The sequence below is a fragment of the Bacillus sp. EB106-04-02-XG92 genome, assembly GCF_058791995.1.
The window spans coordinates 16,408-38,704 of the sequence record NZ_JBYTEA010000016.1; the positions used below are offsets into that span (position 1 = coordinate 16,408).

Annotated in this window: 20 protein-coding genes; 7 read left to right on the top strand and 13 right to left on the bottom strand. The window is 34.8% G+C overall.

The genetic code is table 11. The features are described from left to right. Positions 1–262: 262 nt before the first annotated feature. Complete coding sequence (locus AC3WVA_RS25940) at positions 263–469, top strand: hypothetical protein (RefSeq protein ID WP_000356669.1); 207 nt, start codon at positions 263–265, stop codon at positions 467–469. Between the two features lie 193 nt (positions 470–662). Here the strand turns inward: AC3WVA_RS25940 and AC3WVA_RS25945 are convergent, their stop codons facing one another. From AC3WVA_RS25945 to iolG, 7 genes are all read right to left on the bottom strand, one after another. After that, complete coding sequence (locus AC3WVA_RS25945; RefSeq protein ID WP_492322272.1) at positions 663–1,454, bottom strand: 5-deoxy-glucuronate isomerase; 792 nt, start codon at positions 1,452–1,454, stop codon at positions 663–665. A gap of 105 nt (positions 1,455–1,559) precedes the next feature. Then, a complete protein-coding gene (locus AC3WVA_RS25950; protein WP_492322273.1) occupies positions 1,560–2,405 on the bottom strand; it encodes a class II fructose-bisphosphate aldolase in 846 nt (281 codons plus the stop codon). 128 nt (positions 2,406–2,533) lie between these two features. After that, positions 2,534–3,430: a myo-inosose-2 dehydratase gene (gene iolE, locus AC3WVA_RS25955; RefSeq protein WP_270735498.1), complete on the bottom strand. Its 897-nt coding sequence runs from the start codon at positions 3,428–3,430 to the stop codon at positions 2,534–2,536. 122 nt (positions 3,431–3,552) lie between these two features. Beyond that, positions 3,553–5,487 carry a 3D-(3,5/4)-trihydroxycyclohexane-1,2-dione acylhydrolase (decyclizing) gene (iolD, locus tag AC3WVA_RS25960; protein ID WP_492322274.1) on the bottom strand — a complete coding sequence of 645 codons (1,935 nt, stop codon included), beginning with the start codon at positions 5,485–5,487 and terminating at the stop codon, positions 3,553–3,555. 154 nt (positions 5,488–5,641) lie between these two features. Next, positions 5,642–7,105 (bottom strand): CoA-acylating methylmalonate-semialdehyde dehydrogenase, encoded by a 1,464-nt coding sequence (locus tag AC3WVA_RS25965; protein ID WP_492322275.1) that lies wholly within the window; start codon positions 7,103–7,105, stop codon positions 5,642–5,644. Between the two features lie 78 nt (positions 7,106–7,183). Beyond that, positions 7,184–8,182, bottom strand: a complete 999-nt coding sequence (gene iolC, locus AC3WVA_RS25970; protein WP_492322276.1) for a 5-dehydro-2-deoxygluconokinase — start codon at positions 8,180–8,182, stop codon at positions 7,184–7,186. Between the two features lie 103 nt (positions 8,183–8,285). Next, positions 8,286–9,311: an inositol 2-dehydrogenase gene (gene iolG, locus AC3WVA_RS25975; protein ID WP_098521040.1), complete on the bottom strand. Its 1,026-nt coding sequence runs from the start codon at positions 9,309–9,311 to the stop codon at positions 8,286–8,288. A gap of 492 nt (positions 9,312–9,803) precedes the next feature. Here iolG and AC3WVA_RS25980 point away from each other — a divergent pair, with 492 nt between their 5' ends. Beyond that, positions 9,804–11,084: an MFS transporter gene (locus tag AC3WVA_RS25980; protein WP_098646213.1), complete on the top strand. Its 1,281-nt coding sequence runs from the start codon at positions 9,804–9,806 to the stop codon at positions 11,082–11,084. An 88-nt stretch (positions 11,085–11,172) separates the two neighbouring features. Here AC3WVA_RS25980 and AC3WVA_RS25985 read toward each other — a convergent pair whose 3' ends face one another. After that, positions 11,173–12,174, bottom strand: coding sequence for a LacI family DNA-binding transcriptional regulator (locus tag AC3WVA_RS25985; protein ID WP_098521042.1), 1,002 nt, complete (start codon positions 12,172–12,174; stop codon positions 11,173–11,175). 296 nt (positions 12,175–12,470) lie between these two features. Between AC3WVA_RS25985 and AC3WVA_RS25990 the strand changes: the two genes are divergently transcribed. Then, entirely contained in the window at positions 12,471–13,460 is a 990-nt protein-coding gene (locus tag AC3WVA_RS25990) for an S-layer homology domain-containing protein (RefSeq protein WP_098521043.1), read from the top strand. A gap of 608 nt (positions 13,461–14,068) precedes the next feature. Here AC3WVA_RS25990 and tnpB read toward each other — a convergent pair. Continuing rightward, entirely contained in the window at positions 14,069–15,190 is a 1,122-nt protein-coding gene (gene tnpB / locus AC3WVA_RS25995; RefSeq protein WP_492322277.1) for an IS200/IS605 family element RNA-guided endonuclease TnpB, read from the bottom strand. 368 nt (positions 15,191–15,558) lie between these two features. Between tnpB and AC3WVA_RS26000 the strand changes: the two genes are divergently transcribed. Beyond that, positions 15,559–16,278, top strand: a complete 720-nt coding sequence (locus AC3WVA_RS26000; RefSeq protein ID WP_195757105.1) for an S-layer homology domain-containing protein — start codon at positions 15,559–15,561, stop codon at positions 16,276–16,278. 466 nt (positions 16,279–16,744) lie between these two features. Here AC3WVA_RS26000 and AC3WVA_RS26005 read toward each other — a convergent pair whose 3' ends face one another. Then, positions 16,745–17,107: a PH domain-containing protein gene (locus AC3WVA_RS26005; protein WP_016136249.1), complete on the bottom strand. Its 363-nt coding sequence runs from the start codon at positions 17,105–17,107 to the stop codon at positions 16,745–16,747. Between the two features lie 585 nt (positions 17,108–17,692). On the opposite strand from AC3WVA_RS26005, the gene AC3WVA_RS26010 reads away from it, so the two are divergent. Further along, complete coding sequence (locus tag AC3WVA_RS26010; RefSeq protein WP_098521402.1) at positions 17,693–17,989, top strand: hypothetical protein; 297 nt, start codon at positions 17,693–17,695, stop codon at positions 17,987–17,989. Positions 17,990–18,232: 243 nt separating this feature from the next. Here the strand turns inward: AC3WVA_RS26010 and AC3WVA_RS26015 are convergent, their stop codons facing one another. Next, positions 18,233–18,403, bottom strand: a complete 171-nt coding sequence (locus tag AC3WVA_RS26015) for a hypothetical protein (RefSeq protein WP_166689422.1) — start codon at positions 18,401–18,403, stop codon at positions 18,233–18,235. A 467-nt stretch (positions 18,404–18,870) separates the two neighbouring features. Between AC3WVA_RS26015 and AC3WVA_RS26020 the strand changes: the two genes are divergently transcribed. Continuing rightward, positions 18,871–19,545 (top strand): hypothetical protein, encoded by a 675-nt coding sequence (locus AC3WVA_RS26020; protein WP_098521401.1) that lies wholly within the window; start codon positions 18,871–18,873, stop codon positions 19,543–19,545. A 361-nt stretch (positions 19,546–19,906) separates the two neighbouring features. Here AC3WVA_RS26020 and AC3WVA_RS26025 read toward each other — a convergent pair whose 3' ends face one another. Next, entirely contained in the window at positions 19,907–20,371 is a 465-nt protein-coding gene (locus tag AC3WVA_RS26025; protein WP_195757104.1) for a hypothetical protein, read from the bottom strand. A gap of 576 nt (positions 20,372–20,947) precedes the next feature. Continuing rightward, a complete protein-coding gene (locus AC3WVA_RS26030) occupies positions 20,948–21,262 on the bottom strand; it encodes a hypothetical protein (RefSeq protein ID WP_098521399.1) in 315 nt (104 codons plus the stop codon). 196 nt (positions 21,263–21,458) lie between these two features. On the opposite strand from AC3WVA_RS26030, the gene AC3WVA_RS26035 reads away from it, so the two are divergent. Next, positions 21,459–22,085 (top strand): hypothetical protein, encoded by a 627-nt coding sequence (locus AC3WVA_RS26035; protein WP_195756416.1) that lies wholly within the window; start codon positions 21,459–21,461, stop codon positions 22,083–22,085. Positions 22,086–22,297: the final 212 nt, after the last annotated feature.

Below are 22,297 nucleotides of genomic sequence, written 5' to 3' on the forward strand. Positions count from 1 at the left end.
TAGATTAATTCCTACTCTAGCATTATTCTCTATGAAAAAATATTATCCTTCACTACCTATTGGTTATCATATCTGTTGTTGCTTGTGACAATTTAACAGCAAAACTTGTACCGAAACGAAATTTAAACCAAAACAAGAAACGAATAAAAGCAATCTTTGCAATATAAGTTTGTATATAATTCCATTCAAAGGCTTAAAATATCCAAGTGTCTATTCATAAATCCATTGTTTTTAATCTCATCTCAAAAAGGAGCTGTATTATATGGATAAAGAAAAGCTAGTAAGCGAACAGATTGCTCGCGTCCCATCGGATGCCCTAAATACCCCTAGTAAGGAACAAGAACAAATGCTAGAAACATCATCTCAAGTGGAACATAATCCAAACAATAACAATAAAGATAATAACCAAGACCTATACGGCACAGACTTCCCCATTTCAAATGTAGATAGAACAACAAACAAAAAGTAAATAACTAACAAGTCAGAAACACAGGCCAAAATAAAAGATTTTTTTTACATAATCTCTGAAAGAATTCTCTTACTTTAAATGTTCGCAGGACAATAATCTGGCAATAACAGTATGAGGAATTTTTCTTTCTGCCTACAAATAGCAAAACGAGCACCTTATCACTATGAATAGGATTGCTCGTTTTTATTTTCGTCTATTCCTTTGCTGGCCAAATTTTCGCGTTTGGTTCTAATAACCACTTGTGTTCTTCCTCCATGATACGATCATTCCAAGGATTATTCTCAAGGTGTCGAATCATCCAACAAAAATACATGGCATATCCAGGCGCCGTTGCTTGTGGATGGTCTAGCTCACCTGGAATTGTAATAAAGCTATTATGTACAACGCGATATGCATCCTCACCAACCATTGCACAACCAAATCCCTGTGGTTTGTTAAAGCGATAATAATATACCTCCGGTTGATCATGGTGATGTGGCGGATAACTAGACCATCGACCTGGATAAGAAATAACTTCTCCTACTACCATATTAGAATATGCTGCATTGTTATAGTCAAAAATTGTACGAATAACACGCTGCGCCGTTCCCTCCCATACCCCATCTCCCGCTACAACACTTTGACACTCATTTGGAGTATATAACTTAGACGCAAATTCTTGATCATTATCTGTTTTTTGAACAAGCACTTCACTATCTGAAAGAGCAGTAATGGTAACCTTCACATTTTTAGATACATGTAAGCACCAAGGGTTTTCTTCAAACACAGAATGTCTTTGAATAACTTGTTCCATTCCTTCCCACTCTAAACGTATTGCCCCTTCCAGTAAAAGAACCGCTGTTTCATTCTTATTATCAAATAGCAACTCTTCTTTCCCATTAGACATCTTATATATGCCTATATCCATTAACATATCACTGCATTGACCGTTCATTTCTGTTAATACATTATATCCTTCAGTTAATTCACCTAATTTTCCTAACATGGCTTTCTCCCCCTTTTATTTAATGGCTACTCAATCATTCTCTACTTTTTTCAGTTCACTACATTCCGAGTTTCGTCTAACTATTACTGAAGAAAGCTTTTCTATTTATACTCTGTTTTCACTTCCGAATATTTGCATATGAATTTTAACATTTTCGTATGCAGCCTCAATAACATCCTGGTGGTACGTAAAGTAATCTGAATACGGATTATTTAGGACGGCAGTGTTAACCGCCGTAATTACATTCTGAAATGTGGCTGTTGCTACATTAATTTTTCGAACACCATGTTGAATACTTTGCTTGAAATCCTTTGAACTAATGCCAGAACCACCATGTAATACGAGTGGAATATGGACTACCTCGTTAATTTCTTGTAGACGGCCTAATCGTAAATTAGGATCTCCATTGTACATACCATGCGCATTTCCAATTGCAACAGCTAACGCATCTACGTCTGTCTCTTCAGCAAATCGTTTTGCTTCTGTAGTGCTTGTCAGCAACATTTCAATATCTTCTGATCCGTCCTCACTACCACCAACTCTACCAATCTCAGCTTCTACCGTCGCTCCATACTGTTTCGCAAGTTCTACAATTTCTTTTGTCTTTTGGATATTCTCTTCTAACGGATAGTGAGAGCCATCAAACATAACCGAACTAAAACCAATTTCTAACGTCTCTTGAATCTTTTCAAATGTCATACCGTGATCAAAGTGAACTGCTACTGGAACATTTGCTTGTTTCGCTGCAGCTACCATCAATGGACCAATCATATGAATTGGCGAATGATTCAAACGAACTTCCGCAATTTGTAGAATAAGCGGCGAACTTATCTCTTCAGCTGCTTTAATAGCTCCCATTACCATTTCCATATTCGCGACACTAAAAGCTCCAACCCCATAATTCTCTTGATTTGCTTTCATTAAAATATCTTTCATTTGAACTAATGGCATTACATACTCCCCTATTTCAATATTATTTATTACATGTAAAACCAACCTTCACGTCTTTTTACCCCTTTTGTAAGAAGACATGTTGATTACCATACCATTTACTTAGGGATAATCTTAAAATGCTTAAATTACAGACCGGCTTTTTCTTGTATAAATTTTCGGGCTTTTAATGCGTATTCAAAAGGATTCGCTAAAGCTGGGTCTTGCTCTGCTTCTACCACAAACCACCCTTGATAATCAGAGTTTGCAAGGATAGTAAACACTTCATCAAATTCAATTACGCCATCCCCGGGAACTGTAAATGCCCCATTCTTCACTGCCTGTAAGAAGCTCAATTCGTTTTCCTTTACAATATCTACTACTTCTTGACGAATATCTTTTAAATGTACGTGTTTAATACGAGGTAAATATTTCTTCAAAATATAAAGTGGCTCTTCTCCTGAAAAAACAAGATGACCTGTATCAAAAAGCAGAGATACAAGTGCTGAATCAGTTATATCCATTAACTTTTCAATTTCTGCCGTTGTTTGAACACCCGTACCCATATGGTGATGGTATACAATATGCAGCCCCTTTTCCTGAGCTAATTTACCCAGGTGATGTAATCCATCCGCAAGCTTATTCCACTCTTCTTCTGTAAAAACAGGCTTATTTTTAAATAGTGGTACATCCATTAAACCTTGAATACTATGCCCTTGCTCTGAAACAACGATAACTTTTGCACCCATGTCGTGTAAGAAATCCCTATGCTTAATAAATTCTTCTACTGTCTCTTCAAGCGGCTTCGTTGTTAAAAACGTACTAAACCATGCACTTGCAATCTCCAAGTTTCGTAATTCCAAAGATTTTTTTAATACAACCGTATTTCTCGGATATTTATTCCCTACTTCACTTCCATTAAATCCAGCTAGTGCCATCTCACTAATACATTGTTCAAACGTATTTTCTGCCCCTAGCTCCGGCATATCATCATTTGTCCAAGCAATTGGTGCAATTCCAAGCTTAACTGTATTTTCTTTAAACATCCCCTTGTCTCTCCTCTTTACAAAATGTGATAGAATTTCGCCAAATTCTCTTATCTGGTTATTGAAAAGAGAGCTTCTTAAACCATATGCATGTAGATAAAAAGCTCTCTTTGTGTCCTAATCTAATAAGATCTTGCCTGTTGCAAATTACTTACTTTACTCTCGTACGCAGCTTGTATACTTTGACTTTTAGATACTTCCGCAACACCTACATGCCACCATGACTCGTATCCATTTGTCATTGTTTTTGGTAATACTTTAATATCAATTAATGTGGAAACTGTTTGTTTTTTCGCATCTATAAGTGCTTCCTGTAATTGTTCTATTGATGTAACATGATATGTTTTCACACCATATCCAGCTGCGCTAGCTGCAAAATCAATTTTCATAATTCCCCCGTCTAATTTACGAGTTTCCTGGTTTCGATAGCGAAACTCTGTTCCAAAGCTCCCCATTCCATTGCCCATTTGTAAGTTATTAATGCAACCAAATCCGGAGTTATCAAACAATAAGACGTTAATTTTCTTGTTTTCTTGAAGACTTGTGACAAGCTCTGAATGAAGCATCTGGTAACTACCATCCCCTACCATTGCATATACTTCCTTCAATGGTTCAGCTAGCTTTGCACCTAGTGCACCCGCAACCTCATAGCCCATGCAAGAGTATCCATACTCCATGTGATATGTATTTGGTTTTCTTGATGCCCACATTCTTTGTAAATCACCTGGAAGACTTCCTGCCGCTCCAACGATAATTGCATCTTCATCAAGTAATGTATTAATTTGTCCAATGACTGCAGTCTGTGTTAATTGTGAACCAAGTGCGTCTACATACTCATTTAACTTTCCATCGAAATGACCTTCGACTTCTGGTGTGAACTCTTGATCTGTAAAGCGAATATTATGTAGACGTGCTAATTCTGTTTCCCAAGCCTCTTTTGCATCACCAATTTCTACTGTATAACTAGATCGATAATCCATTACTTGCAGTTCATCTATTAGAGCAAGAAGCGCTTCTTTCGCATCCGCTATAACCTTTAATGCATCCAGCTTATTCGCATGGAATTCTGAAATATTGATGTTTAAAAACTCAACTTCCTCATTTTGAAATAATTGTTTCGATGCCGTTGTAAAATCAGTAAATCTCGTCCCGATTCCAATAACAAGATCCGCTTCCTTTGCAATTGTATTAGCTGCTATATTTCCTGTTACCCCAATGCCGCCTAGATTATATGGATGACTACTTTCAATTGCACTTTTTCCAGCTTGTGTTTCTCCAAATGGAATGTGGAATGTTTCAGCAAACTGTTTTAACTCTTTTGCCGCTTCTGCGTATCTTACACCACCACCGCAAATCATAACTGGCTTTTTCTTTCTCTTAATCATTTCCACTGCATCCGCTAAGCTGGCTTTTGTAGGTAGACGACGTTCAATACGGTGAACACGCTTTTGGAAGAAGTAATCTGGGAAATCCCATGCTTCCCCCTGGACATCTTGTGGTAAACAAATTGTTACAGCTCCTGTTTCTGCCGGATTTGTTAAAACACGCATCGCTTGAATCATAGCTGTCATCAATTGTTCAGGACGATTTATCCTATCCCAGTACTTACTTACTGCACGGAAAGCATCATTTGTAGAAATAGATAAGTCATGTGTTTGTTCAATTTGTTGAAGAACAGGATCAGGTTGTCTCGTTGCAAATACATCTCCTGGAAGTAATAAAACGGGAATATTATTTGCCGAAGCTGTTGCTGCAGAGGTAATCATATTTGCTGATCCAGGACCAACAGAAGAAGTACATACCAAAATTTGTTTTCTATGTTTTTGTTTTGCAAAGGCCATCGCAGCATTTGCCATTCCTTGTTCATTTCTCCCTTGATATACTTCTAATTCTCCTGCATCTTCTTCTAAAGCTTGACCTAGGCCTACTACATTCCCATGACCAAAAATCGTAAAGATTCCCTTAATAAACTTTTGTTGCTTTCCATCAAACTCTACGTATTGCTGATTCAAAAATTTTACCAATGCTTGCGCCGTCGTCATTCTAACAGTTTGCATACGATTTGCTCCTTTCTATCTCTAACAGTCATTCTGCATATGAAAAAGGAGTATTAGGAATTTGATAGACTCCTAATACTTCCTTCTTATGCTTTACTACTTTCCTTACTTTTGCTTACAAGCAACTAAACAGATTCTACTTCTCTCTTAAAGATTACTTTTCCCAACGAGATGTAAGCATTTTCTTTCTAGTATAAAACTCAACGCCGTCAGTACCGTTCGCATGAAGATCACCATAGAAAGAGTCTTTCCAGCCAGAGAACGGGAAGAATGCCATTGGCGCCGGAACCCCAACATTCACACCTAACATGCCGGATTCAATTGTTTCACGGAATTGACGTACACTTGCCCCGCTATCTGTATAAATGCAAGCTCCATTTGCAAAGCGAGACTCATTTGCAATTTCAATCGCTTCATCTAATGATTTCACACGAACAATCGATAAAACAGGAGCAAAAATCTCATCTTGCCAGATTTTCATTTCTTTTGTAACATGGTCAAAAATTGTTGGCCCAACGAAGTAACCAGCTCCTTTTACAGCTGTATCCTCGCGTCCATCACGAACTAATGTAGCGCCCTGTTCTACACCTGAATCGATGTAACCAATTGTGCGCTCTTTATGGTTATCACGAATAACTGGTCCTAAAAACACATCTTCATCAAGACCATTTCCGATGACAATTTTATTCGCTTCTTCTACGAGTCTTCCAACTAATTGATCTGCAATTTCTTCTTCTACTGTTACAACAGAAGCAGCCATACAACGCTCACCTGCTGAACCGAATGCGGCACTAACAATTTGCTTTGTTGCTAGTTCAAGATTTGCATCATTTAATACAATGGAATGGTTTTTCGCACCCGCTAGTGCTTGAACACGTTTTAAGTTTTCTGTTCCTTTTTTGTATACATATTCTGCGACAGGCTGAGAACCTACAAATGAAATTGCCTTCACTAATTTATGTTCAAGAAGACCGTTTACTACATCGTGAGCACCATTTACGATATTTAATACACCTTTTGGTATGCCTGCTTCTGCAGCTAATTCTGCTAATCTTGCCGCTAGAAGTGGTGTACGCTCTGAAGGTTTTAATACAAAAGTATTACCACAAGCAATTGCAAGTGGGAACATCCAGCATGGAACCATCATTGGGAAGTTAAAAGGTGTAATTCCGCCTATAACACCAATTGGGTAACGATACATACCAGACTCAATACCTGTTGCAATATCAGGTAATTGTTTTCCCATCATTAATGTAGGGGCACCCGCAGCAAACTCCACGCACTCAATACCACGAAGAACTTCACCGTAAGCCTCGTTATAGCTTTTTCCGTTTTCAATCGTAATTAGTTTCGCTAACTCTTCCCAGTTATCTACTAGTAATTGTTGATATTTAAATAGAATACGAGCGCGTTTTGGCACAGCCGTTTTAGACCAAGATTTGAATGCTTCATTTGCTGCTAATACAGCTTGTTCAACATCTCCTTTTGTTGAAAGTGGTACTTGAGCGATTACTTCTCCTGTTGCTGGATTATATACAGCTTCCATTTTAGTTGAAATGGATTCTACCCATTCGCCGCCAATGTAGTTTTTTACAATTTGTGCTGTTTGTACTGTCATATTCATTCTCTCCCTTTTATGTAATGTAGAAGCATCCAATAGGATACGCACCTACTTGATTATTAATTCATGAGGTTTCTATACCAATTCCTCAGCCGTTTCCATGAATGCAGAAATCTCTGCCCTTGTTGGCATTGCATCAGAACAGCTATGTTTAGAAATAACGATCGAAGCAGAAGCGCCACCTAATCGCATCGCTTGAGGAATTTCAAGCCCTTGCATTAAGCCATAAATAAACGCAGATGCATACGAGTCGCCAGCGCCAAACGTCTTTAACACCTTTGTTTTAAAGATACCGCCGCGGTGAGATTGACCGTCTCTCGTATAAGCGATTGAACCATCCCCGCCGTGTTTAATTACAACGATTTTCGCATGATGAGAAAACCATCTTTCAGCCGTAACTTGGTCATTAGATTGTTCGTAGTTTAATAGTTTTTCCATCATATCGAATTCTTCGCGCGTTCCAATAATGACATCAGATTTTTCAGCCGCTAGGTTGTAATACACAGCCGTTTCAGCTTCTGACTGCCATGTATACGGGCGGTAATCCACATCAAAAAATACAACTACATCATGTTTACGCGCATATTCTAGTGCTAAAAATACTGCCTCGCGAGAAGGGCTTTTTGCTAAAGCTGTACCTGAAATTAAGAGGGCTTTTGATTGTTTAATATAGTCCTCAGATACCTCTGTTGGATCTAGGTTTAAGTCTGCGACATTGTCGCGGTACATTAAAATACTGCAATCCTCAGGGCTTTTAATTTCTGTAAATGCTAAACCTGTCACTGCACCAGTAAGATCGATACATATCTGATCTGTATTAATATTGTTGTCCTTTAGGTACCCCGTAATAAAGCGGCCCATTTGGTCATCGGACACTTTACCGATAAATCCTGTTTGTAAGCCAAGACGTGCAGCACCAATCGCAATATTCGCAGGAGAACCTCCTACATATTTAGTAAACGTTCTTGTTTCTTCCATAGGACGTTGTGTTTCATTAGCATTTAAATCAACGCATAAACGTCCAACTGCAATTAGGTCCAATGGACGACTTTCTTTAAAAATAAGTGGATTCATTGTTACTACCTCCCATGCTTTATGAAAGAATGAATGCTGTGGTTCATATTTTTATTAACCTACTATTCATTACTCTTTATCTATCTATAAGTAAGCGCTCTCTTTATTGATTTAATGCAGGCTGTTTATGTTCAATTTGAACAGGTTTTCCTGTTAGCAAAGATTCCTTCGCAGCTTTCGCAATTCGCTCTGCTTGTAACCCATCATTACCACTGCAAATAACAGCTTGTCCTTCTATAATTGACTTTGTAAATTGTGTTACTTCCTCAATGTAAGCTTGCGTGTAGCGCTCTAAGAAGAAATAAAGCGGCTTATCTTTTACAATACCTTCTGTTTTTGACACTTGTACTGTTGTCGGGCAGCAATTATCCGCAGCAACCGCACCTTTTTCACCAAACACTTCAACACGCTGGTCATATCCATAAACAGCTTGGCGGCTATTATCAATTACTCCTAAAGCTCCATTTGCAAATTTTAATGTGACAATTGCTGTATCTACATCATTTACTTCCTGAATGGTTGGATCAATTAATGTTGTTCCATATGCAAATACTTCAACAACTTCACTATTCATCACATAGCGAGCCATATCAAAATCATGAATCATCATATCCATAAACAATCCGCCTGAAGAGCGAACGTATTCTATACTTGGCGGTTGTGGATCGCGTGACGTAATTTTTAAGATATGCGGCTGCCCCACTTCACCTTGTTGAATCAGATCATACACTTTCCTGAAGTTCGGATCAAAACGACGATTAAATCCTACTTGAAGAGATACTCCCTGTTCTTTTACCACTTCTAATGCTTCTAATGTTTCTTCTACTGAGAAACTAACAGGTTTTTCACAGAAAATATGTTTTTTCGCAAGAGCTGCTTCTTTAATAATTTGCGCATGTGTATTTGTTGGTGAACAAATAAAGACAGCATCAATTTCTGGATCTGCTAATAAATCCTGATAATTTGTAGTCAGAGTGGAAATCCCTTTATCTTGAGCCCACTTTTCTAGATGACTAATCACTACATCTGAAACCGCTTTAATTTTCACTTGTGGCATAAGCTGCAAATTATCAACATGTAGTTTCCCAATTCGCCCAGCACCAATAATCCCAATCTTTAAAACGTTCATATGATTTCTCCCTCTATATTAAAATTTAAGAAACGAAATGAAAGTCTATAGGGTTTAGCGTATCAAGTTAGTTAAGCGCTTCCCCTATTTTTCTTCATTATACACACTTGATTCTAAATTGAAAACATTTTTATTTTTTTGAATACTCCTCTTTTCATCCGAATTTTGCATTCCCTCAATATACGTATTACATAAAAATAAAAATTAATAATTAGAAATAAACACTCTAAAAAGCTACAAATATACTCTTTTAAAATACTGATATAACAAAGAAAACCAAGCCTTTAAATAGTAATCCCCATGTATAAGGTATTTCTTTCTTTTCATACTCGCCATTATTTTATTCTCCAATAAGTAAATAGAATCTTTCTATAAAAGAAAGTTGTAAATTATCAAAAAATTTAATTGACGACCCCATAATGTAAGCGTATACTTTTTTTATCAAAAAGAATTAAGCGCTTAACCAAAAAATAACTTATCGGTGGTGGGAGAATGAACGCTATTAGTTCAAACAAAACATTTATGGACAGGATTGGGATCCCTTCTAATTTAACTTGGGGATACATAGGGATTATTGTTTTTATGATTGGGGACGGGTTAGAACAGGGATGGTTATCCCCTTATCTTGTTGAAAAAGGACTAACGCTAGAACACGCTGCTTTCCTGTTTACTATTTACGGAATTACTGTATCTGCTTCTTCTTGGTTTTCTGGGGTATTTGTACAAATGTGGGGACCAAGAAAAGTCATGACGTTTGGTTTAGTATCATTCATTTTAGGTTCAATCGGATTCATAGGTATAGGAATTCAACATATGAATTATCCCGTAATATTAATTTGTTATGCCCTACGAGGGTTCGGTTATCCTTTATTTGCGTATTCTTTTCTAGTTTGGGTATCTTACAGTACGCCTCAACAAATGCTTTCAAGAGCAGTTGGCTGGTTCTGGTTCGTATTCCAGCTGGGGCTTAGTGTTATTGGGGCCTTTTATTCTAGTTATATGGTTCCGAAAATCGGCGAAATTGCTACATTATGGAGCGCTTTAATTTTTGTTGTCGTCGGTGGATTGTTCTCAATTGTGGTAAATAAGGACAGGTTTAAAGCACAAACCGTAAGCGCTAACAAATCAAGCGAATTACTAAAAGGCATTACCATCGCATTTGAAAATCCTAAAGTTGGGATTGGTGGTATTGTTAAAATTATAAACTCTGCCGCTCAGTTTGGATTTGTTGTTTTCCTTCCTACCTATATGATGAAATATAATTTTACGATGACTGAATGGCTTCAAATTTGGGGTACTCTATTCTTTGTAAATATGGTGTTTAATATTATTTTTGGTATTGTTGGAGACAAGTTTGGTTGGGTAAATACGATTAAATGGTTCGGAGGAGTCGGTTGCGGAATTGTAACTCTTGCACTCTATTATGTACCACAAATGGTGGGACATAATTATTGGGCAATATTATTTGTTGCCTGTTGCTATGGAGCAACACTTGCCGGTTATGTACCTCTTACCGCATTAGTTCCATCTTTATCTCCTGAAAATAAAGGAGCTGCTATGTCTGTCTTAAATTTAGGTTCAGGATTATCCGCATTTGTTGGACCATTAGTAGTAACTGCCTTCATCGGGCCATTAGGTGTTGGCGGCGTGATGTGGATCTTTGCTGGTTTGTATTTCTTTGGTGCATTTTTAACTCATTTCCTTACTATTCCAAAAGAAAATGAGATGGAGCAGGATTTAAATACGAAAAGCGGTGAGCAATTCTCTGTATAAATCCCATATATAAAAGAAGGTCATCCTAACTATACTTAGTTACGATGACCTTCTTTTGTTACATTCAAATAGGCTTATAAAAAATCTATCATGTAATATCCTTTACTGAGGATCGCTCTACTAACTGAGGAATAATTGTAATTTTTTGCTTAGCATGCTCCTTCATTTCCATCGTTTTTAAGAGTTGTTCAAACGTACAGGCTGCCATTTGTTTAATTGGCTGCTCAATTGTCGTTAACCCCGGATCTGCAATCTCAGCATAGATTGTATTATCAAATCCGATTATTGATAAATCTTCCGGAATTGAAAGTCCTTGTTTTCTTGCTTCATTCATAAGGCATATAGCAATCAAATCTGTACAAGCAAAAACCGCTGTAGGTCTGTTAGGCAAATGAAGTAATTCCTTACTTGCACGTTTACTGTCTTCCACTGTCGAATAGCAGCTAATGATAGCCTCATCATCTAACGAAATCCCCGAATCCATAAGAGCTTGTTTGAAACCATTCAATCTCCCTAAGCTACTTTTTCTATCCTTCTCCATCATAATCGTTAAAGATGTATGGCCTTTCTGCGTTAGATAGCTTCCAGCTAGATAGCCTCCCCTCATATCATCAGTTGTCACAACATGAGTCGTGATGGAAGGATGATCTACAGTGAATAGTACTAGTGGCAAATCTCGATTCACGATTTTTTTTACAAGTTTATAATCATTTATCTCTGTCGCAATAATAATGCCATCTACTTGCTTTTTAAACAATAAATCAATGTATTCATGCTCACGTTTTGTTTGATGGTCTGTACTACATAAAATGAGTGTATACCCTGATTCTCGTGCACTATTTTCAAACGCTCTTGCTACTTCAGCAAAAAATGGGTTTGAGATATCTGGGACAAGTACCCCAATTGTATATGTTTTTTTGCCTGTTAACGCTGCTGCTACACTACTTGGCTGGTAATCTAATTCATCCATTACCTGATTTACTTTGTTTATTGTTTTTTCACTAATACGCCCAGTTTGATTAATTACCTTGGATACAGTTGCTATTGATACACCTGCTTTTTCCGCAACATCATAGATTGTTGGTTTCACTTTAATTATCCCTTCTTAATCATCTTTTTCTATATTTTATCATAAAAATATTTTGCTTCTTGGTACACAAAAGGAATTCTTTTAAAATTTGTAAATACCTCTACCCTTAGGCGTAGTTCCTCTCATTAACATAACAACTAGCTCAAAGTGAATATTTCAACTAATAAATATCCACATACCAACTTTTTACAAAAAACATACTTTACATCTATACTAATATCTATATAAATATTAATATGTATTATAGATATATATTGTATATAAAATCAAAAAATTTATTTTAGGAGAAATTAACTATGAAATTCAAAAACGTAATCGCAACTGGTTTAATTGCTGCTACTTTATTTGGCGCAACAAATCCAACACATGCACAGACTAAACATTTCAACGATGTACCACAAGGACACTGGTCTGAAGAATCGATTTATTATTTAGCTGATAAGGATGTAATAAGTGGGTATGGTAATGGAAATTTTGGATTTGGGGACAAAGTAACACGTGGGCAAGTTTCTGCTATTATTTCTAAATATTACGGTTTACGGGATGATAATTATTACGGTAAAAACTTTTCAGATATCAAAGGACATATGTTTGAAAGTAATATCAAAGCTGTTGTACATGCAGGTTTTATGAGTGGAGACAATACAGATAAATTCCGACCTGATGATACGTTAACCCGTTATGAAATGGCCGTTATTCTTCAAAAAGCTTTTCGTTTAGAAGTTAAAGGGAATATGCCATTCAATGATATACCAAGGGGGCATTGGGCAACAGACTACGTACGTGCCTTGTATAGCAATGGGATAACAAGTGGTGTCGGACAAAATCAGTACGGTGGGCAATATAGCGTAACAAGAGAACAGTTTGCTAAGTTCATGTACAATTCAATCTTCATTCATGGTAAAGAAGATAGATCCTCAGAATTAATCAACCTTGCAAAATCTTTAGGTTTTGTTGATAGGGATGAGGAATATGGAACACTTGGATATAATCTCCATGGAAAAAAAGCTGACCCTATGTCTGACATTATAACTATATTCCCATATGGTAACGGTGGTGGTTATTGGGACTCTATAATTTTTATCGAGAGTAGAGATTCTGCAATTAATGAGCCTATCAAAGCATTATTCAATCAATTGCTGCCAACAAAAGGAGATTATTTATATTCTATAGTTAATAATCCAAGCCTACCGAAAACAAGACAAACTTTTGAATTAGATGGTAGAGAAGTTCAAGTAGATAATACATATAAACTAAGTATTTCTTTTGGGAAGGTAAAAAAATAATTTACAAGAAAAGAGTCATTCAAATGTGGCTCTTTTTATAATATATTGAAATCTATTTATTTAATCAATTCCTTCATTTTATTCATTGTAATTCCTAATATTAAGATGTAAAATAACATTATCTTATATGCGCTTAAGATAGATCGGAATAAGAAAAGGAACCCTCCTGGGTTCCTTTTTCTATGAAACAATAAAAAGCACTCTATTTAGATGCTCTCCGCTCTTACTTTTTTTATATAACACTAAATCCTATTGCCATAAGGATACCTCATACAATACATACTAACCCTACTAATATTTAAAACTCTAGTAACCCAAAATGTCCAAGTATCATGCATAGAATTAAGCCTATAGGATATACAAAGACTTCTTTCCAATTTACCCGTTCATTTTCACTAGCTATATAGGACATAGTTATACGACAATTAAGACTCCTAATATAATTAAAACAACACACTTTACTTTCTTCAAATTTAATCCTTTTTGCTTATCCCTTTACTGTCTCGATAATTGAAACTATCCCTTTTCCCTTTTTGAACTACCCCCACTTTCACTTCGTTTAGAAGTGAGGGATTCCTAAGTAAAGAGTTCTATCGAACTCTAATTGATTAGGCTAACCCCGCAGTCCCTACGGTTAGAAGTCTTATTGCTTCATTCTTTATATTGATACTTGCGTTAATATCCCTATCATGGTGTGTACGACAAGAAGGACAGTCCCATTTACGTAGGTTTAGATTTTTAACGTCTTTATTTTGATATCCACAGCAAGAACATAATTGGCTGGAAGCAAATGTTTTCGATACGACAATGACTTGTTTACCATACCATTTTGCTTTATATTCCAACATGGTTCGAAACTGTGACCAAGATACTTCACTAATTGCTTTTGCTAACTTACGATTTTTTAACATATTCGATACTTGCAAATCCTCTATACCGATAACATCGTGGTTTTTGATGATTTCAGTTGAGATTTTGTCTAAGTAATCTTTTCTAGCATTTGATATGTATTCATGAATTCTAGCTACTTTTACTCGTTGTTTATTCCAGCGAGAAGATCCTTTCATTCTTCTAGAAAGGACACGCTGTGCTTTCGCCAACTTATCTTCTAATGATCGGAAAAACTTCGGATTTTCATAGGGTTTTCCATCTGACAAAATAGCGAAATCTTTGAGTCCTACATCTATCCCAATGTAAGAATGTGTTTTCGGAAGTTCTTGTAATTCTGTTTCAACTAATAGTGACACAAAATATCTGCCAGAAGGGTTCCGTCTAACAGTCGCATTTACAATACGTCCCGTTATTTCACGACTTTTGGCAAATCGAACAAGACCTAGTTTTGGCAATTTTATTTTGTTTCCTACAATGGCAATGTTTTCATTTGTTTGTTTTGTGGTATAAGATTGTACGTTATTTTTCTTGGATTTGAAACGGGGGGCACTATTTTGTTTTTTGAAAAATCGTGTATACGCATCCGCAAGGTTGCGAACAGACGACTGAATCGCAATACTATCCACTTCTTTGAGCCAAACAAACTCTTTCTTCATGGCAGGAAGTTTGGCAGAGCATGTACCATATGTTAAACCTTTTCCAGTTTCTTTATATGCGTGATCCCATAGGGATAGGAAATGATTGAATACAAAGCGAGAACAACCTATTGTTTTATTAATTAGAATTGTTTGTGCTTGATTTGGATAGATACGAAACTTAAAGGATTTATTAATTATCATTTGATTCACCTCCATTTCGGTATATGACCATTATACACCAAACATACATTCGATAGATAGTGAAGTAACACTTTATGTATGTCGAACAATTAGGATAGCTTCCTGCCATCCCTTGTTCGAAGCCAATTCATCTTCCACCTACTCACTTCGCGTTTCTTGAGGAAGGAGTCTTCTTGGCTAAAATGATAAAATAAAAAATATTATAACCAAATCTAGTTACTGGTCAATCCTGCAATTTTTTAAATATGACAACATTATATTTTACATCTACATTAATACATCTATCAAACCTATTATATTTATATATAATTATAATAGGTTTCGGTATACTTATTAAAATACTATATCGCTTTTACGGAGGTAATGTTATGAAAAGAAAATTAGTTAAATTATGCTCTGCTCTATCTATTAGTACCTTAACAATACTTGGAGCTGGACATTATACTGCCCATGCTGAAGAAGTCTTTACTGATGTACCACAAAACCATTGGTCATTTACAGCAATACATGACTTAAAAGAAAAACAGATCCTATCTGGATACGGAAATGGGATATTTGGCTTTGGAGACGATGTAACACGAGAACAAGTTGCCATTCTTATGTACAATTACCTCAAACCAGATAATAGAGAAGGATTTACTAATCCTTATTCAGATATCAATTCTCTCACAACCCATTACTCAAAGGAGATTTTATCTCTGACAAGCTTAGGAATCTTCACTGGAGATGAACATGGTAATTTCCGCCCTAAGGATACTTTAACACGTGCTGAAATGGCTTCTGTATTAACGAAGGCATTCCAATTAAAAGCAACGGGAGCATTTACTTTTAAAGATATATCGAATGGATATTGGGCAAAAGATGCAATTCATGCTATTCATTCCAATCATATTGCCGAAGGTACAGGTAACAATGACTATAGTCCTTATATGAAGGTGTCTAGAGAACAGTACGCACAATTTATCTTTAATGCTATGAATAGAAATAATGAACCAGATAATAATAATTTACCACTTATACCTGTTGAGGAAATTGGAGGAATTGGAGAGTCTCATGTTACTAATGGAGGAACAATTTTTAAAGGATAAAATTTTCTATTACAATATTAATAATTAACCATCTATATCTACTTTCGAATAATAGACCGAAAGTTTGCTAATAATATAAAATACCAAGTCTCCAATTTCCCTGGAGCTGAGCAGTTAGTTCATACTACCTGCTCTTTTTATTTTTTATTGTCACCCTTCCATAGTACCTCCATATGTTGTATAGAGATATCTCCTTCTAAATTGTCATTAATGCCTCTTTCAAGTCCTAATACACACCTTAAAAGAGCACTTTTAAAAAGTGCTCTTTTTAATTTGCATGTCACTCATCCTTGTATAAGGATAGTAATACTCTTTAATTTTATCTTTAGAAAGGTAATAACCTCCCCTTAAACAGTATGATAGGAGGTTATTAAAGTCATTTGAAATTTGTTTTTTTTTATGTTTTCGATTTTAGTAAATAATAATATTGTTTAATTTGAGAAGCAAATTTTAAAAACAAACTTCTTTATTTCAAGATCATAATTTTTTCTTTTACAAATACTGCAAACCTCTCCAGGTCACCTTCCTCAATTAAATTCATCACTTCACGTTCGCCATCATGAAAAAAAATGATTTTCTTTCCTGTTAATAATCCTTTTTCTACATCTATTGAATTAATTTTGGCATAATTAAATACTTTAAACGTTTCACTCCCTAAATATTTTGTATAAAAACACATACGTTCATTTGTAGCGACCAATATCCCTTTTCTTTGACTACCCATACCAAATACTTGATATTGAAACATTCCATATAGGCTGTTTTCAATAATCTCATTTTCATTAAGATGTGATTGTACCAATGTCATAGCCGTTTTTATATTTTTCATGACAACTCCTCCTGTATTCTCCCTTTATTAACTATAAGGATATTAGAATACCCACATTTTCATCATACAGGATAAGGAGTTTAAATTCCAATTAATACCACTTTTTTTGAAACAACTTTATTAACTGTGAATAGTCCTACGATGAATTGGGATTTTTACTTATGACTAATTGATGGAATTATTTCCAATACTACAAACAGATTGGTAACAGCCCATCTGTTTCCATAATGCATCTCTGATTTTCTTGAATTCTCCCTGAGGTAAGACGGCTATTTTTTTATAGCTGCCTTTTTGTATGAACAGCAAATATAGGTTTATACTATTAACGGAATGCTTGAATCATTGTCATTAAAAATGTTCAGCGCTTCCGCTCCTTAAGAGAACAGTCTACGCAACTGTTCTCTTTCCTATTTCCTTTTTTCACACATATAATATGACAAGCATTATTAACTCAGCTACAATCAATAGCATTGCAACATCCTCAACGTTTCCTCAACAATTTCTCAATATTTTTCATGGACAACAGCACACTTTCTCAACAGTTTTAATATCTTAATATTAAATACTGAAAGGAGATGTTGAAAAATGACTTGGTTCATTATTTTAGGATTTATGCTTATTTTAATAATAAGCGGTTTTCATGCACATAGTATTCATATCATTTTCAAAATAGGTTCAGATACAAAAGCTGTGCCAAGTTGGTCTTTCGTTAATAAAATAAACTTCCAAACATTAAAGGGATTAATAAAAGGACTAAATAAGGATAAACTTAAAATCCTTACAATAGGAGAACTTGTTATTCCTTTAAGTTTCTTTAATAGATTATTTAGCAAAACATTAATTTTTCTATTCCTATTCTTTTACTCTCAATACTTAAACTAACGTAATATGTGATGAGTTAAAGAATAACACCCACTGACCGTAGCAATCCAACAATCGATCGCCTATGATGAACTGGGCCTGGAGAATTAAACAAAAAATTAAGCGGATGTTTGAATGTGAGTCCGGTATTGTACTGGACTCATTCCTTTTTAGTGTACTTTGATTTTTTGCGATTGTAATGACCTCTATAATTATCTAGTACTCTCTTAATATGTTCTATACTTTTGAATTTTGTAAGATAAATTACTCTTGCTTTGTCTTATTCTGTAATTCCATCTCTTTTTGAAGGAAGGCCTTTAACTTTTTTAAGTAATCGATTTCCATACATAAACATTCATTTTCATCTTTTAATGCCTCTATAGCCTCTTCAATAGCTGCATTATCTAACTTCGATCTTGTATTTGTAATTCCCATAGGAGGATCCCCTTTCTTCTTTTATATAGGAAATCCAAGTCTTATAAATCATATATTTCCTTTCATCTACGAATTATTTCAATGAATTCCTTAACAAAAACGATTCATTTATTTCCTTTGTTTTTAATCTATTTCTAAATATTTCAGATCTACCCATTGAAAAAAACTATATTCATTCCATATTTCTCTCCCCTAAATGAATCGTAGTACATACTATCCCCAACACACTTATAAGTTTTTATATTTTTTAACAAAATCTTCTTACACTTAAATAGACATACTACTTTATTCTGTCAACTCCATCTATATTGATAAATATGAACAATTAAATTTATTTGACATTTCAATGACTTATAACAGGAAAATATATACATTAAATAAAACCTGATATATCTTTAATTTGTAAGTTGTAGTTAGTTGGCCAACTTTCCATACAATTTAATAATTTAAAATATGGGGGATCTAAAATGAATCAAGTATTAAGAAAAAGTAAGAAAAAAATGAAGTATCTAGTTGGTTCACTTCTAATTTCTCTATCAATGTTTTCAACTACTAGTTTTGCAGCTACAGAAGGTGCTGTAAAAAGTGTTACAAATAGTACCTATACCGGAATTGCAGCTGATATAAATCTACCAAAATCAGTTGTTGTTAAAGATGGATATGTGAATTGGTATTTAGGTATTGGAGCATCTAAAGTTGAGGGTGGTATTTCCAAAACACCAAGTGGATATAAAGTATTTTTAAATTCAGGATATAATGAATCAGGTCAAAACAGTAAGTATTGGAACACGCAGTATGATGCATCAATTAAAGATGGTGACCGAGTAAACCTTAAACTCGTTAATAACGGAAATGGTACGGTTACTATGTATGTAAATGGAAACCCTAGATATGCAAATCAGCCTGTATATGGCTCATTTTCTCAATATGAACCAGTAAAAATGGTTCAGGGGGTTGAAGATACTGGGCGTAACTCCTTTAGCCAAGCTAGCTTTTCAAACGTACTTCTAAGAACAGATACATCTGGGTCTACCTACAAAAGTTGGAATGGTTCAATTTCTTCCTCATTTTCAAGACACGGTACTTATGGTAACAATTTCACAGTTTATTCTCAAGTACCATTAAGCGCAAGTTTACGTTAAGAATGTTTTTAAAATAATAATGTTTTGTGAAAAAAGTGGTTGCACTTGCAGCTACTTTTTTCTATAGAGTACATTGTAATAAATATCCGCGCCAATATAAATACCATCTTTCAACTTTTTCAAAAAATAAACTGTTTTATTTAGATGTTATGTACAAAAAACGTAGAAATATTTAATTCCTACGTTTTTTTATGGGTTAATCAATTCATTCATTTACTATTACAATTCAAAGTCATACTTCGTTTGATAAGCCACTAATTCAAAATAATACTCCGAAAAAATAACCCCAACTAGCTTTACGCATATATCTCTTGAAAAAACAAGAAACCACCCATTTGGATGGCCTCTAAATTTACTAGTCTTAATATTTTTCTGCTACTAAAATATAATCAAAGTTATTATCTTCATTCCCTCTTACCGATGAACTTACTTCAATATAATAGTCTTCCCATTCTTCTGCTTCAAAGACGATTTTTTCCATATCATTAGAATGGTTCAAAGATTTTTTAATTATTTTACCTTTCGAATTTCGTACAAATAGATCAAAATCATTATCATCATGCATTCCCTGCAAAGTAACTTCAACTTTCATCGTATCACTTGGGGAAAATCTAAAGATATCTATACCGTCTTTATCGTCTAAATTTAAATTGCCATAAACCACACAATCATACCCCAAATCTAATCTATTGGCTGTTTCAAGAGTATTATTTGGCTCCGTATCTCTAAATTCTTTCTGTTTTCTAGCAGCGTCCACAAAACTTGTACTACTAAACACAAGTGTTACGGTTCCTAATAATATAATCCCTAATTGTTTTAAATTCATTTTCCTCATCCCCTCATTATTTTTTGTGTTTATTACGACATCGATATACCTATATTTTACTATTTTGTAAATAATTTTACTATTGAGAAAATCTATTTATCTTTCTTTATTTATCGTTTTCCGACAGAAGACTCCTTCCTCAAAAATGTGAAGGTGTGAAACACCAATTTTAGGTGGGAGATGAATGTCGGTTGGCATAAGCCAACATGTTTGCTATCATTTACTTGTACAGATTGCTCTTTGAAAACTGAAGATATGAGGTTGGTTGCAGAAAAACGTTGCAACCGTAAAATCTTCAACGTTCTTTCGCCCCATACTTGCCGAAGTTGCGAAAACCAAGCTAAAGTAGGTAGTGTGGTGAGTCAACGTACAAGATACTTATGTTTTCACCGTAGGGACTACGGGTAGAGCCTGCTAAGATAACCGGTGGATACACCGGTGTTCGCAGGAATCTCCCACTTCAAACAGTCCGTAAGGACGTTAAGTGGTGAGTAGTTCAATTTACAATCATTTTATTAACTTTTTCTAAGAGTCGAAGTTTTCGAGTCGGTATGTTAAAATTTGTTTCCCCATCTTTTAGAGCTCTACAAAAACAGGTGAATTAAGCAGATTAATTTGCAATAAAAATAGAAATAGTCCGTCATGGTAGCCTATTTCGTCTTTTTTAGATGTATTAAATGGCTTGTATTTCTCTCTTAATCCTTCGATTTCCTTACACTTCTCCTTAATATCCTCTCGAAGAAATAATCTAACCTTGTATAATTTTTTCACAGTTATAATTTTCCACTGTTGAATTAGAAAATTCATATGTTGACCATTTACACCTAGAATTTTTCTTTCCCCATTTCGCACGAAGGTTCCTTTTTGCTCTACGGTAACAATTTCATACATACACATCTTCCTTTCCATTTGAATGATAAATTATTAAATTAAGATTTATTATTATGCAAAATTACATTTCAATTGTAGTTGATAATCATTCTTATTGTAACTATAATGATTACATGTTAGGTGATATACGAAAGTTATTTACGAATTAAACCTAACTGCGCATTTAACTACAACCGGAATGGAGATGTTATAAGGTATGAAAAAAATCATTTTAGCTGGTGCATTAGGAATTGCAGCTCTTGCAGGCACAAATCTACCAGGATTAGAAGTAACAAAAGCAAGTGCAGCTTCTATCGAGTCAAATTTATCAACAATTGAAGGGCGTGTAGTTGAGGTTACTGATAATGTTATCTCTGTTGAATCAACAAAGTATTCAGAGCCTATTAGTATTTATTTAAACTCTACACCAAATGTAAAAGTTGGTGATCAAATAAAAGCTACTGGTGCAATGATGCGTAATTTTACGGACTATATGGTTGCAGAGTCAATTGAAAAGGTTCAAAGTATTGATACATTACACCAGGGAAGTTATTTAAAACATGTTTTTGCATACGAATATGAAATAGGACATGTTACAAAAGTAGATAAGTTTAAATCTGGAATAGAAGAATATAATTATGTAATTGTTCAATATACTGGAAATGACGGAAGTAAACGTAATGTTACGGTTTATTTGACACAAGGGCAGAAATTTAATGTAGGTGAAAAAGTTAAAGTGCATATGGCGAACGCTGAAAGAAGTAATGAGTGGTCGATAACAGATGAGATTGAAAAAGTTAATGATTCTCAAGCATTAACTGATGATCGATGGATTTGGTCTTAATATAAAATTGTATTTTTTCTCTAATTAAAAATAATTATTTGTCTTAGTTAATTTCTTCTGTTTGTAATATGAAGAATTGAAATATTAGCCAACCAACTAAATGTATAAACCTTTTAATTGAAAAGAACTTGTAGATAAAACTACAAGTTCTTTTTAATTTTCTAAACGATAAGGGGAAGTAAGCAAACATTCAAAACTTCATATTTATAGAC